Annotated in this window: 9 protein-coding genes; 3 read left to right on the plus strand and 6 right to left on the minus strand. The window is 66.4% G+C overall.

The annotated features are described in order from the left end of the window. Window positions 1-153 precede the first annotated feature (153 nt). Together KCG88_RS03725 and KCG88_RS03730 are read left to right on the plus strand one after the other, a co-directional pair. Window positions 154-1,719, plus strand: a complete 1,566-nt coding sequence (locus KCG88_RS03725) for a PAS domain-containing methyl-accepting chemotaxis protein (protein ID WP_047337078.1) — start codon at window positions 154-156, stop codon at window positions 1,717-1,719. A gap of 320 nt (window positions 1,720-2,039) precedes the next feature. Then, on the plus strand, window positions 2,040-2,624 hold the full coding sequence (locus tag KCG88_RS03730; protein ID WP_210711775.1) for a LysE family translocator: 585 nt from the start codon (window positions 2,040-2,042) through the stop codon (window positions 2,622-2,624). A 13-nt stretch (window positions 2,625-2,637) separates the two neighbouring features. Here the strand turns inward: KCG88_RS03730 and KCG88_RS03735 are convergent, their stop codons facing one another. The 5 genes from KCG88_RS03735 to KCG88_RS03755 all read right to left on the minus strand — a co-directional run bounded on the left by KCG88_RS03735 (window position 2,638) and on the right by KCG88_RS03755 (window position 8,213). Next, a complete protein-coding gene (locus tag KCG88_RS03735; RefSeq protein ID WP_210711776.1) occupies window positions 2,638-3,516 on the minus strand; it encodes an AraC family transcriptional regulator in 879 nt (292 codons plus the stop codon). A gap of 25 nt (window positions 3,517-3,541) precedes the next feature. Then, window positions 3,542-4,045: a VOC family protein gene (locus tag KCG88_RS03740; protein ID WP_210711777.1), complete on the minus strand. Its 504-nt coding sequence runs from the start codon at window positions 4,043-4,045 to the stop codon at window positions 3,542-3,544. Between the two features lie 85 nt (window positions 4,046-4,130). Continuing rightward, a complete protein-coding gene (locus KCG88_RS03745) occupies window positions 4,131-6,605 on the minus strand; it encodes a TonB-dependent siderophore receptor (RefSeq protein ID WP_210711778.1) in 2,475 nt (824 codons plus the stop codon). Window positions 6,606-6,704: 99 nt separating this feature from the next. Then, on the minus strand, window positions 6,705-7,676 hold the full coding sequence (locus KCG88_RS03750) for a FecR domain-containing protein (protein ID WP_047336980.1): 972 nt from the start codon (window positions 7,674-7,676) through the stop codon (window positions 6,705-6,707). A 3-nt stretch (window positions 7,677-7,679) separates the two neighbouring features. Next, the gene (locus KCG88_RS03755) at window positions 7,680-8,213 is read right to left on the minus strand and encodes a sigma-70 family RNA polymerase sigma factor (RefSeq protein ID WP_210711779.1); all 534 of its coding nucleotides are present in this window, start codon (window positions 8,211-8,213) and stop codon (window positions 7,680-7,682) included. A 314-nt stretch (window positions 8,214-8,527) separates the two neighbouring features. On the opposite strand from KCG88_RS03755, the gene KCG88_RS03760 reads away from it, so the two are divergent. Continuing rightward, on the plus strand, window positions 8,528-10,615 hold the full coding sequence (locus KCG88_RS03760) for an EAL domain-containing protein (RefSeq protein WP_047336978.1): 2,088 nt from the start codon (window positions 8,528-8,530) through the stop codon (window positions 10,613-10,615). Window positions 10,616-10,624: 9 nt separating this feature from the next. On the opposite strand, the gene KCG88_RS03765 is transcribed toward KCG88_RS03760, so the two are convergent. Then, complete coding sequence (locus KCG88_RS03765) at window positions 10,625-13,069, minus strand: hypothetical protein (RefSeq protein ID WP_210711780.1); 2,445 nt, start codon at window positions 13,067-13,069, stop codon at window positions 10,625-10,627. Window positions 13,070-13,350 lie beyond the last annotated feature (281 nt).

A 13,350-nucleotide genomic window follows, 5' to 3' on the forward strand; every position in this document is an offset into this window, starting at 1 on the left:
CGGTCGGGCGCTGAGTAGTTGTTTTAGTTGATGGCTCATCAGGCTCGGAAAGTTCTGCAGGTACGCAGAAGAAGTCTTCGGGTAATCGCAGGATGCGCCAGTTGCTGTTTGATCATGACGAGCAATTACCAGACTTCCTGCGAGGTTTTTCAAATGAAAAACAATCTCCCGGTGACTCAGCGTGAGCGGGTGTTTCCTGCCGAGCAACGGCTAATTTCCGCCACCGATACCCACGGCAAGATCACTTACTGCAATGACGAGTTCGTTGCGGTCAGCGGTTTCAGCCGCGAACAGCTGATTGGCAGCCCGCACAACATCGTGCGCCACCCGGACATGCCCGAAGCGGTATTCGGCCATATGTGGTCCTACCTCAAGGACGGCAAGAGCTGGATGGGCATCGTCAAGAACCGTTGCCAGAACGGAGATCACTACTGGGTCAACGCCTATGTCACGCCGATATTCAGCCAGGGCGTGATCGCCGGTTACGAGTCGGTGCGGGTCAAGCCCGAGCGCCAGCAGGTCGAGCGCGCCGGGGCCTTGTATTCGCACCTGCGCAGCACCCGCCTGGCCACGCCCTGGCGCCATCGGCTGCTGGGCGCCGGGGTCTTTGTGTTGCCGCCGCTGCTGGCGGTGCTGGCCAGCGCCCTGGCCGGCTGGCTGGCCGGGCCCTGGGCCGGGCTGGGCGTGGCGCTGCTCGGGCTCTTTGCCGTGCAGGCTTACGGCGCCTATCGCACCCGGCACTTGCTGGGGCGCATCAGCGCGGTGTCCCTGGGCAGTTTCGACAGCGAGCTGATTGCCCGCACCTATACCGATGAGCGAGGCCCGGTGGCACGCCTGCAGATGATCCTGATCAGCGAGGCGGCGAAGATCCGTACCGCCCTCAGCCGCTTGGGGGACTACGCCAACCAGGCGGCGGCACTGGCTTCCACCAGCCAGAACCTGTCGCGCCAGGCCGAGTCGGCCCTGGGCAAGCAGCGCGACGAAGCCGACATGGCGGCCACGGCGATGAACCAGATGGCTTCGTCGATCGCCGAGGTTTCGGTGCACATCCATGACACCGCCGCCGCAGCCGACCAGGTCAACGAGTTGACCCAGGTGGGCTCCCAGGAGGCGCGCCGCTCCCGGGTGGTGATCGAGAAACTGGCGGATACGGTGGATGCGGTCAGCCAGTCGGTGGAAGGCCTGGCGCAGGAAACCCAGTCGATCCAGGTGGCGGCGAACATGATCCATTCGATCGCCGAGCAGACCAACCTGCTGGCCTTGAACGCCGCCATCGAGGCGGCGCGGGCTGGCGAGCAGGGCCGGGGCTTCGCCGTGGTCGCCGATGAGGTGCGGGCCCTGGCGTCGAAGACCCGGGAATCGACCCAAAGCATCCAGCGCATCATCCAGAGCCTGCAGCAGGTGGCGGGCCAGGCGGTGGAAGTGGCGCGCCAGGGCAGCGTGGAGGCGCGCTCCGGGGTGGCCCAGGTGGTCAGCACCCAGCAGGCTTTGGAGGGCATCAACTCGGCGGTGGAGCGCATTCACCAGATGAGCCAGCAGATGGCCGCGGCGTCGGAGCAGCAGGCCCATGTGGCCGAGGAAATCTCCGAGCAGATCAGCAATATCGCCCGGGTCTCGGATCAGAATGCCGATATCGCCGTGCACTCCTGCAGCATTGGCGGCGATCTTGAATCCACCGCCCATGAACTCAACGCACTGGTGACTCGTTTCAATAGTTGATTGCCGGGTGCGATCAGGCGTCCGGTTTAAATAGCCGATCAATCTAATGAAGTTGAGCCAGGATGAATGAGCGGGTTGTTTTTAAGCTGAAAGTTGCTTTTTTGGTGGTGACGGGTAAGTGCGGTTAGTTGCATGCTCATGAACTAAGTTCGACTTTTCAGACAGCCTTGCTGCATGAGGCGGCTGGACTTTCATCGCTTCTTCAGAGGATTAACAGTGCTGCGCAGTGGCGCGGCGCACAGGGTAGTTTTATTCAATACCGCCTCCCCCCGGCCTCGTAGTCTGTGCGGCTCCAACCCACAGAAACAAAGAGGCAAGTGATGAGCGTAGTGTTTTCCATGGCGGCCTTTGCCCTGGCGGCCTCCATTACCCCGGGGCCGGTAAACATCGTCGCCCTAGGCAGCGGTGCGCGGTTCGGTTTCAGGGCCAGCCTGCGCCATGTGGCCGGTGCCACCCTGGGGTTTGTCCTGTTGCTGGTGCTGGTCGGCCTGGGGCTGCACGAACTGCTGCGCCAGTGGCCGGCCCTGACCCAGGGCATCCGCCTGTCTGGCGTGGCCTTCCTGCTGTACATGGCCTGGAAGCTGGCCCGGGACGATGGCCGGCTCGATACCCGGGGCCAGCCCCGGGCGCCGTCGGCCTGGTATGGCGCCCTGATGCAGTGGCTCAACCCCAAGGCCTGGCTGGCCTGCGTGGCCGGCATGGGGGCCTTCGCCGCCGATGGCGAGGCGCGGCTGGTGTGGCTGTTCGCGGCGGTGTACCTGGTCATCTGCTACCTGTCGGTGGCCTGCTGGGCCTATGCCGGCAGTTTTTTGCGCCATTACCTGAGCAACCCGGCGAGCATGCGCCTGTTCAACCGGGCCATGGCGGCCTTGCTGGCGGTCAGCGCGGCCTGCCTGCTGCTTTGAGCGTAGGTGGGCGTCAGTGGGCCTGGGGCTCGCCGCGCCTGCTCCGTCGCGGCCCCTGATACTGGCCCGGGGTAGCCCCCAGATGCTGCTTGAACGCGCGCTGCAAGTGCGCCTGATCGGCGAAGCCCGCGGCCTGCGCCACCTCGGCGATCGGCACGCCCTGGCGCAGGCGGGCCTGGGCGAACTGCACCCGCTGGTTGACCAGGTAGGCATGGGGCGCCATGCCGTACTGCTGCTTGAAGGCGCGGATCAGGTAGGAGGCCGAAAGCTGCGCGGCCTGGCAGATCTGTTCCAGGTCCAGGGGCTCGGTACAGTGCTGGCGGATGAACTGCGCGGCCCGCTCAAGCTTGTGGTTGCTTTCCCGGGGCAGGGCCTTGGCCGGGTTCAGGCGCTGTTGCAGCTCGCTGAAGAACGCCACCACGCAGCTGTGCTTGTGCAACGTCTCGGCCTGCGGGTCCACGAGGGCGTGGTACAGCCGTTCAAGGTCGGCGAAGAGTTGCGGGTCATCGCTGCTGGTTTCCTCGAAGGGTTGGAACTGCAACTCGGGGCTCACGCCCAGTTCATGTTGCAGGCGGGTCAGCCAGGGCGTGTCGACGTACAGCATGCGGTACGACCAGGGCTGGTCGTCGATGGGGTTGCAGGCGTGGACCACCCCGGGGTTCATCAGCACCACGGTGCCGGCGCCCACCTGCCTTTGCGTCTGCTCGCTGACGTAGCTACTGACGCCTGCGGTGATGCAGCCGATGGAGAACTGCTCATGGGCATGAGCGCAATAGCAGACCTTGCGCCCGTCGGCGATGGAGCGGGCCTCGATAAAGGGCAGGGCCGCATTGCGCCAGAAGAGGGGGGCGTCTGCAGAGGGCGGGGCGGTTTTCGTCAAGGCCATATCCATTGCTCAAGGACCGGCCACGAGTGTATTAGCTTCGCGCGTCGAAGGCGCGTTGCAGCGTCGCGATATCGAGTTTTTTCATCCCCAGCAGGGCCTGCATCACCCGCTCGGAACGGGCCGGGTCGGGGTCGCACATCATCTGCGCGAGCGTGTGCGGCACGATCTGCCAGGACAGCCCGAAGCGGTCCTTGAGCCAGCCGCATTGCTGGGCCTGTTTCGGGCCGCCAAACCCCAGGGCATTCCAGTAGTGGTCGAGTTCGGCCTGGGTGCGACAGTGCACTTGCAGCGACACCGCTTCGTTGAAGGTAAACGCCGGGCCGCCGTTGAGGGCACTGAAGCCCTGGCCGTCGAGCTCGAACGCCACGCTCATCACCGAGCCTTCGGCGCGGCCATGGAACTCGAAGCCGGCCTTGCCGTAGTAGCTGACGTGGGTAATGCGCGAGTGCTCGAAGATCGAGCAGTAGAACTGTGCGGCCTCGTGGGCCTGATGGTCGAACCACAGGCACGGGGTGATGGTCTGGATGCGTTGCATGGGGGCGCTCCTCTGCGGGTTGAGCACGCTCGCACAAGCGTAGTCAACCCGCGGCCGGAGCGGGCTACCGGGGGTCGGCGCGGGGCTAGAAGTCCCAGCGGGTGGCCAGTTGCAGGCTGCGCGGCTCGCCGTAGAAGCCGGTGCTGAAGTTGCCGATACCGGTGTAGTACTTCTTGTCGAAGAGGTTCTTCACGTTCAGGGTCGAGCTCAGGTGCTGGCTGAACTGGTAGCGGGCCATGGCATCCACCAGGAAGTAGCCGTCCTGGGTGATGCGCGAGTCATGCCCGCCATTGACCGTATCGCTCGGGTCGGGCTGGTACACCTTGCCGAAGAACTGGCTCTGCCAGTTGACCCCGCCGCCTACGGTCAGGCGGTCCCAGGCGCCGGGCAGGCGATAGGTGCTGAACAGCCGCGCCACCTGCTGCGGTTCGGTGCTCTGCAGCACCGAGCCGTAGACGTAGTCGTGATTGGCGTCGCGGGTGTGGTTGTAGCTGTAGCCGGCCGACAGGTTCCAGCCTTCGCTAAGCTCGCCTGCCACCTCGACCTCGAAACCCTTGGTGGTCGCGCCCTTGGTCGGGCGGTAGATGGCGTCGATGCCCCAGCCGTCCACCAGTTGCGCGACGTTGTCCTGCTCGGTGTGGAATACCGCGAAGCTGGCGTTGACCCGGCCATCCAGGTACTCGGCCTTGATCCCGGCTTCGTAGCTGTCGCCCTGCACCGGGTCGAGGATCTTGCCGTCGACGTCCTTGCTCATCTGCGGCTGGTAGATGCTGGTGTAGCTGGTGTACAGCGAGTAGCTGTCGTTAAGGTCGTAGACCAGCCCGGCATAGGGGGTGACCACGCCGGTCTGCTGGTAGCGCTGGCGTGCGTCGGGGCTGTTGGGGTCGAGGTAGCGGGTGTTGTCGATGCCCTTGAAGTCGCTGACCCGGGTACCGAGGATCACCGCCAGGTCGTCGGTGGGCTTGAGGCGGGTGGCCAGGTAGGCGCCAGTCTGGCGCTGGAGGATATCGTTGTCGCCGATCTTCGGGATGTCCGGCTTGGCGAACTCGCCGCGCCAGTCGTAGATGCTGCCGCCCACTGGCGGGTACACCGAACCGTGGACCGGGATGTCCTGTCTGGCGTTCATCAGCATGAAGCCGGCGATCAGCTCGTGCTCGCGGCCCAACAGGCTGAAGGGGCCGTGCAGGTTGATGTCGAGGTTGTCCTGGCGCTGGTCGCCCTTGAACTTGCCCATGTACATGAACATGCCGTCGCCGCTGGCCTGGTCCGGGTTGCCGCCGCTGGCCGAGCCCAGCAGGGTGTCGTGCTGGCGGCGCAGATGGTCGTAGCTGACCTTCAGGGTCCAGTCATTGGCCAGTTGCTGTTCCAGGGAGGTGAACAGGGTCTGGTTCTTGAAGTCGCGGCGGCTCCAGTCGGTGGCCGGGTTGAACGAGCGGGAGAAGTGGGTCCGCGAGCCGTTGCTGAAGTACATCGGGAAGCCGGTCCAGGTGGCACCCCGGGAGCGGGTGTTCTGCTGGTCCAGGCCGAGGGTCAGCAGAGTGTCGGGGGTCAGGTCGGCCTCCAGCACGCCGTAGGCGATGTCCTTGGTGTTCTGGTAGTGGTCGAGGTAGGAACTGCGGTCCTGATAGACCCCGACAAAGCGCCCGCGCAGGTTGCCGGTTTCGGTCAGCGGGCCGGAAATGTCCCCTTCGCTGCGGTAGTTGTCCCAGGAACCGACGGTGCCGGTGACCGAGGCCTTGAATGCCTTGGTCGGCCGCTTGCGGATCAGGTTGACGGTGGCCGACGGGTCACCGGAGCCGGTCATCAGGCCGGTGGCGCCCTTGATGATTTCCACCCGGTCGAAGGTCGCCATGTCGGTGCTGGTGGTGCCGTAGTCGTAGACCCCGTCGTAGGTGGCGTTGACCCCGTCGTACTGGAAATTGGTGATGGGCAAGCCGCGGCTGGAGAACTCCCAGCGCTCGCTGTCGTAGTTCTGCACGCTGACCCCGGGGGCCCGGCGCAGGGTGTCGGCGATGCTGGTGGCGCCTTGGTCGTCCATCTGTTGGCGGGTGATCACCGTCACCGTTTGCGGGGTTTCGCGCAGCGACAGGTTGAGGCCGGTGGCCGAGGCGCTGGCCCCGGTGGTGTAGCTCTGGCTGCCTTCGGTGACGCTGCCCAGGCCCTGGGCGGAAATCTGCGTGGTGCCCAGTTGCAGCGGGCCGCTGGTGGCGGGAAGTGCCTTGAGCACATAGCCGCCGCTGACCCCCTGGGCTTGCAGCCCGGAGTTCGCCAGCAGCAGTTGCAGGGCCTCTGCGACGCTGTAGCGACCGTTCAGGCCTGGGCTCTGCTTGCCGGCGGCCAGGTCGTTGTGCCCGGCAATGAACACCGCGCTCTGCTCGGCGAAGCGGTTGAGCACCGTGACCAGCGGCCCGGGGCCGATGCTGTAGCTGCGCCGTTCGGCCTGGGGCTGGTTCTGGCCCGCATCGGCAGCGGCGTGGGCCCAGGATGCGGTGCCGCACAGCAGTACGGTGCACAGGGGCAGGGTATGAAAGGGCAGGCGCGAACGGCGGGGTGATGGCATGGGGTTCCCTTATGGGTCGGCAATGTGAGGACTGTTACCGGGTTAACCGAAGGGCATCGGAAAAAGGGAACCTGCCAGGTGAAAAAAAGTTTTCCGGTTTCAGGTACGTGGCTCCAGGGTCACCCACCAGGACGCCAGGCGCTTGACCCGCACTGGCAACGCCGCTTCCAGCAGGGCCAGGGCCTGGTCGGAGTCGTGCAAGGGGAAAGAGCCCATCACCGGCAGTTGGGCGATGGCCGGGTCGCACCCCAGGTGGCCGTTGCGATAGCGCCCCAGTTCCTCCAGCAGTTGCTCCAGGGGCAGGTTGTCGGCCAGCAGCAGGCCGTGGCTCCAGGCTTCGCGGGCGGCACTGGCGGCCTGCAGCGGCCCCAGGGTGCGGCCATCGAAGCGCAGCTGCTGACCGGCATTCACCACCTGCAAGCCACTGGCGCTGCGTACCTCCACCGCGCCGGCGTAGACGTTGAGCAGGCTGTCGCCGGCGCCGCAGCGCACGCTGAAGCGCGTGCCCAGGGCGCGCAGGCGGCCGTGTTCGGTCTGCACCAGAAATGGCCGCTGCGGGTCCTTGGCGGTGTCGATGAGGATTTCCCCCAGGTGCAACGCCAGCAGCCGCTGCTCGTTGCTGTAGCGCACATCCACCGCGCTCAGGGCGTTGAGCCACAGGCGCGTACCGTCGCTGAGCAACGTGTCGCGGATTTCCCCGGTGCCGGTGGCGTAGTCGGCACGCCAGCGGCTCAGGGCCTGGGGCAGCGGGCTGTTGCGCCAGGTGCCCCAGCCCAGGCCAGCCAGCAGCAGTGCACCGAGCACCTGGCGCCGTGCCAGGGCTGGACGCCGGGCGGCGCTCAGGGCGCGGCTGGCGGATGGGCGGGTGTTGGCCTCCTGCAAGGGCAGCAGGCGCTGGCTGACCCGCTCGACATAGCTCCAGGCCTGGCGGTGTTCCGCGCTCTGCTCGAACCAGTCCTGCCATTGGCGACGCTGTTCGTCGCTGCTGCCCTGGTCCTGCAGTTGCACGTACCAGTGCGCGGCCTGTTGCAGGCAGGCGTGGCTGAGCCGGCCGCCGGGTCGAGGGTCCATGGTTCAGTCCACCAGCAGGCCGTCGAGTTCGGCCTCCAGCAGTGCGCAATGCAGCAGGGCCTGGGCCAGGTACTTCTTCACCATGCGCTCCGATACCCCCAGTTCCTCGGCAATGGCCTGGTAGGGCCGGCCGTGCAGTTGAGAGAGGATGAAGGCCGTGCGCACCTTGGCCGGCAGGCGGCCGAGCATGGCGTCCACTTCGTACAGGGTCTCGACAATGATTGCCTGCTGCTCCGCCGAGGGTTGCACCGCCTGCGGGCGTGCAGCCAGCGCCTGCAGCCAGGCCTGCTCCAGTTGCCGGCGCCGCCAGTGGTCGATGCACAGGCCCCGGGCCACGGTGGCCAGGTAGGAACGCTGGTGGACCTCATCACGCAGCACCGGCGGGCGCTTGAGCACTCGGACGAAGATGTCGTGGGCCAGGTCGGCGGCGTCCCAGGCGTGATTCAGGCGCCGGCGCAACAACCCGTAGAGCCAGCGGTGATGGGCATCGTAGAGGCTGTGGACCGAGTCCGGGCTGGGGAGAGGCGTGGAGGGCAAGGAGGCGTGTCCGCTGGCGATCTGGTTGTAAATGGGAATTGATCGCGATTAAAGCAAAAGCCACTGGCCCCTGCAAACGATATCGCCGCGCCCTGGCGCAATCGACCCTGCTTGAGCGGGTGGCCGGGCAGGCCGTCGAACAGGACGATAAAAGACAGGGGCCGGGGGCCATTCAGAGCTTGCTGAATGGGGTTTCTTCAGTGGTATCTTCGCCGGTATTCGCTTGTCATGGCCTGGCGCTGCAGCGCGTATCCATGGGGCGGGCGGCAACGTCCGGGGGGCATCGGACGCGCAGCGGCAAAGGGGCGGGGCTTATGCGAAACGTGGGGTTCAAGCTGTTTTTCACCCATCGTCTGGCACTCCTGGCGGGTGCCGAGTCATTACGTTCTATCCGCGAAGGCCTGCTCTGGCTGCTGCCCTGCCTGCTGGTCTCGGCGCTGCTGCTGATCCTCGGCCAGTGCGCCCAGGCGCTGGGGGCGCCGCCAGCATGGGTGGAGCTGCTGACCGGCCTGCACAACCGCATCAGTTCGATCATTCCCCTGCTGGTGGCGGCCTCCATCGGCTACATGCTGGCGATCAAATACCGCCTGCCCCAGCTGCCGGTGGCCTTCCTCTGCCTGTCCCATGTGGTGATCGCCATCTACCTGTTGCGCGACTACCCGCGGGCGGCGGCGACTTTCGTGCTGTTCATCGCCATCGCCTCGCCCCTGGTCAATGTGCCGCTGATGGCCCGGCTGCACCGCCAGCGCTGGACCCGGCTGGTGGACGAGGGGCTGGTGGGGCACAACCTCAAGGGCACCATCAACATGGTGCTGCCGGGGATGGTGACCTCTTTGGTGCTGGTCTGCGTGTTGCAACTGCTGCTGCAGTTCCATGAGTTTGCCTACGTCGAGCGGCCGATCGATATCGACGACCTGGACAACCCCTACCTCAACGCGATCTTCCTGACCTCGACCAATTCGCTGCTGTGGTTCTTCGGCATTCATGGCGCCCATGCCATGCAGCCGCTGATGGATGTGATGGACCAGGCCGTGACGCTCAACGCCGCGGATCAGGCCGCTGGCCGGCCATTGCGCTATGCCTTGAACAGCGGCCTGCTGGGCTGCTTTGCCTTCATTGGCGGCTCTGGCGGCTCCCTGGCGCTGGTGCTGGCGATCCTTGGTTTCTCGCGCAACCGCTCCATGCGTCTGCTGGCCCTGGCGAGCCTGGCGCTGTCGCTGTTCAACGTCAACGAACTGCTGTTGTTCGGTGTGCCAATCATCCTCAACCCGCGCCTGCTGGTACCGTTCATGCTGGTGCCGATGGTCAATGCCTGCCTGGCACTAATGGTGGTGCAACTGGGGTGGGTGAGCCCGGCGCTGGTGAGCCTGCCCTTTACCTCGCCGGTGCTGCTCAATGCCTACCTCAGCACCCAGGGCGACTGGGGCGCGGTGCTGCTGCAAGGGCTGCTGCTGGGGGTCGGCATCCTGATCTACATGCCCTATGTGCGCAGTATCCAGCGCCAGGGCGAGCAAAGTGCCCAGGTCTACCTGAAAACCTTCGACACCACCTTCCATGGCCTGGAGGAGCGGGGCCGGCTGTTCGAGCTGGACCCGATGGTGGCGTCCTACCAGCAGGCCGCCCGGCAGTCCTTGCAACTGGCCCGTATCCAGCAGTTGAGCGACTACGACTTCCACCTGGAGTATCAGCCCCAGGTGATCAAGGACAGCGGCTTGTGCAGCGGTTGCGAAGCGCTGATCCGCGCCCGTGACCGCGAGGGCAAGGTGCAGTCGCCCTGGGAACTGCTGCAGTGGCTGAGCCAGGCCAAGCTGATGCCCGAGGTGGATTTCTGGGTGGCGTCCCAGGCGGTGCGCCAGCACCTGGCGTGGCGCAAGGTCGGCTTCGAGCTGCCCATCACCATCAACATCTCCAGCGCCACCCTGGCCTCCCGGGAACATGGCCAGCGCCTGCTGGAGATTCTGGCCCGGGCCCAGGGCCAGGTGTCGGTGGAGATTACCGAGGATGCCCTGGTGGGCGATGCGCTGCTGACCCAGCAATGGATCGGCAAGCTTCATGCGCTGGGCGCCCGGGTCTATATCGATGACTTCGGCACCGGCTTTTCCGCCCTGAGCTACCTGCACCAGTTCCCGGTGGACGGGATCAAGATCGACCGCAGCTTTGTCCTCGCCCAGCGTGAACCCAAGGGCGCCCAGGTGTTGAACGGCCTGCTGCGTTTTTGCGAAACCCTCAAGCTCAAGGTGGTGGTGGAAGGGGTGGAAACCCGCGAGCAGCTGGATTTCCTGCAATCGAGTGCCGAGCTGACCATCCAGGGCTGGTACTACAGCAAATCCCTGCCCGGGGAGCAGATCCCCGGTTTCGTCAGCCAGCGCGCGCGGGACGCCCAGGCGCTGAAGGCCGATTGACACTGGGGCTCAAGCCTCGGCGCGGAAGGCCGGGTGCCCCGGGCGGCGCAGCGCCTGCCACGCCCGGGCCTGGGGCCAGTCGGCGGCGCTCAGCCACAGCCCCTGGTGTTCACGCAAGGGTTCGGCGGGCAGGCGCAACAGGTCCTCCAGTGCCCACTCCAGGCTGTGGCCCGGATCGGCGTCGTCTGCCGCCTGCCAATCCCGCTCGAACAGCTGCAGTGCCAGGCCCCGGGCATCGAAGTGCTGGAACAGCGGGCGGTGGCGCAGCCAGTCGGGGGCGATGCGCAGGCTGCGTTCCTGCACATCGAGCAGCAGCAACTGCCAGGCGCGGTAGCCCTGCTGCGGGTCGCCGGCGCCGAGCCGGAGCCGGGTCAGGGCCAGGTAGCGGGCGTCGGTGGACCAGATCAGCGACGGGGCCAGATCGCCCACTGCACAGCCGGAGGCGGTGAGCAGGTGGCCGCCGAGCCGCGGGCTGGTTTCCCGCAGCCAGCTGTCGGCGTACTCGGTTTCGCTGCCAAACAGCCACGCGGCGTCGCGGCCATCGGGGGCAGGCTGGATAAAGTCACCCTCGGCGACCGCGGCCTGAGGCCGATCCACCAGGCGCCAGGGCGCCACGGGCTGCAATTGGTCATCGATCACCTGCCAGTCCTGGCGCTCATAGCAGGGTTGCGAGGCCGGGCCTTCGGTGCAGAACGCCGCGGCGTGTTCAGGTGCGGGCGCCGGCCGGTTGAAGCGTTGCAGCGGGCTGCTGGCGTGGTCCGGGTCGAGGCGCCCGACCAGCACGGCCAGGCTCAGGCGGCCCTGGCGAAAGTCCAGCAGGCGCGCCGCCAGCAGTGCCGGGCTGTAGATCAGGCGCTGCTGTTGCAGGTCCGCCACCACCACCTGGGGGGCCAGCTCCAGGGTTTCGCTCCAGGGCAGCAGGGCCAGGTAGCGCTGGCAATCGGAAACCCGATGGTCCAGCAACCAGCACCCGGGCAGTTGCCAGGTGCCGATCTGGCATCGGTAGGCACCCAGGCCCCGGGGGTTGTCCATCAGCCAGCTGAACAGCGCGCGCTGCTCGCCCAGCAGGGGCTGGGACTGGATCCGGCTTTCGCCCCGGGCCCCGCTGCCGTCCAGGGGCTGCAGCAACTGGGTGCGGGTCAGCGGCAGCGGCGCCACTTGCAGGCAGCCTTGCCGGTCGTGGCCGACGCCGGTTTCGCTGTCGCTGTGGGTACTGTGCAAGCGATAGCCGTAGCGCCCGTGGTCCGCCTCGGCCAGGTCCAGGTATGCGCTGTAGCCCAGCCAGTGGCGATCCAGGCTGAGCAGCGGGCCAGGGTAGAAGGATGGTTCTGCATGGCTGGCGACCCAGGGCGCGGGCAATGCCCGCCAGCCCTTGTCGGCCTGCCACAGCCAGCAGCACTCGGCCTCAGGCTGCGCTGGCTCGTGGGCGATGCAGGCCAGGGCCTGGCCGTCGTCGCGCCAGATGCGGGGTGCGTCGGCCCGCAGCAGCAAGCCGCTGGGCTGGCCGTCGATGCTTATGCGATAGGGCGGCATGCGCAGGGGGTCCAGGGGTTGCTCCAGGGCCCTGAGGCTGGCCGGCAGCGCCAGACTGGCGTGCAGCCGGTGGCTGCCGTTAGGCGCGCTTTCTTCGAAATCCTGGCGAGCCAGGGCCTCCAGCCACTGGCCCGGCTCCAGCCAGAGATCGGCTACCGCCACCAGTTCGACGCACTCGGCTTCCTGCAGCAGGCTATTCAGGCTGGCCTGGTGCTGGCCGTTGTCCACCAGCGGGCTGTGGCGGCCGCTGAGGGTGTCGGTGCTGAAGGCATCCAGCTCCCAGAACTGCTCCCGGTTGCAGCGGTACAGGCGGCGCTGTACACGGTCGAGGATGGCCAGCCCCCAGTGTTGCCTGGAAGGCAGCGGCGCGGCGAAGTAGCGCCCGTCGCTGGAAAACCGCGCCGAGGACCCCAGCCCTTGCAGCAGCACCCCATCGGGGAACAGGTAGTCGCAATAGGTGGGCCCGCCCATGGCGATCTCACCGTGATTGAACACCCGGATCGGCTGGCCTTCCGGGGTCTGTTGCGGCTCGTTGCCGCCCCAGGCGCTGATCGGTGTGGGGTTCGGCTGCACCAGCCCCAGGCGGCGCTCCAAGTGGCTGACCGCTGCCAGCCCGGCAAAGATGCTGGTGACGGCGGCGGCGATATCCCAGTAGGCCGGCAGGGCCCGGCCCAGGCTGAAGCCCAGGCCGAACGCGGCGCTGATCATCAGCCGCGCCAGGCCGCGGGCGGTTTTAGGCCAGCCCAGGCGCGCCGCCAGGGTCATCGCCGCTGCGCAGCCGAGCAACACCCCCAGGGCCGCCGGGGGCGGCAGCAGGGTGACGAAGAAGATCGGGATGAGCAGGGCGGCCAACTGCCAGAGCAACTCCAGCAACAGGCGTGACAGGCTCTTCTCGGATGCGGGGGAGGAAGCTTCGGGCATCGGCGACATCCTTGTATGGGAGCGAGCGGGCTGGTGGTGGGCGTCAACGATAACGCGGGTCCACAGCGAGTGCGCGGCGTTTTCCGATGCATCGCGAGCAAGCTCGCTCCTGCAGAGGGGGGATTGGCTCAAGAGGGGGCAATCTACCCTCGCCGGCGAAAAAAGCCAGTAGGAAAAATGCAGTCATATTGACTGCGTTTGAGGTCTTTATGACTTCTTCTTTATCTGGTCATAAAGACTCTTTAGGTGGCAGGGGCCGGTTTTACGGGCTCTGCGCGCTG

This window comes from Pseudomonas sp. MWU349 (genome assembly GCF_017947325.1).
In the GTDB taxonomy this organism is placed as follows: domain Bacteria; phylum Pseudomonadota; class Gammaproteobacteria; order Pseudomonadales; family Pseudomonadaceae; genus Aquipseudomonas; species Aquipseudomonas protegens.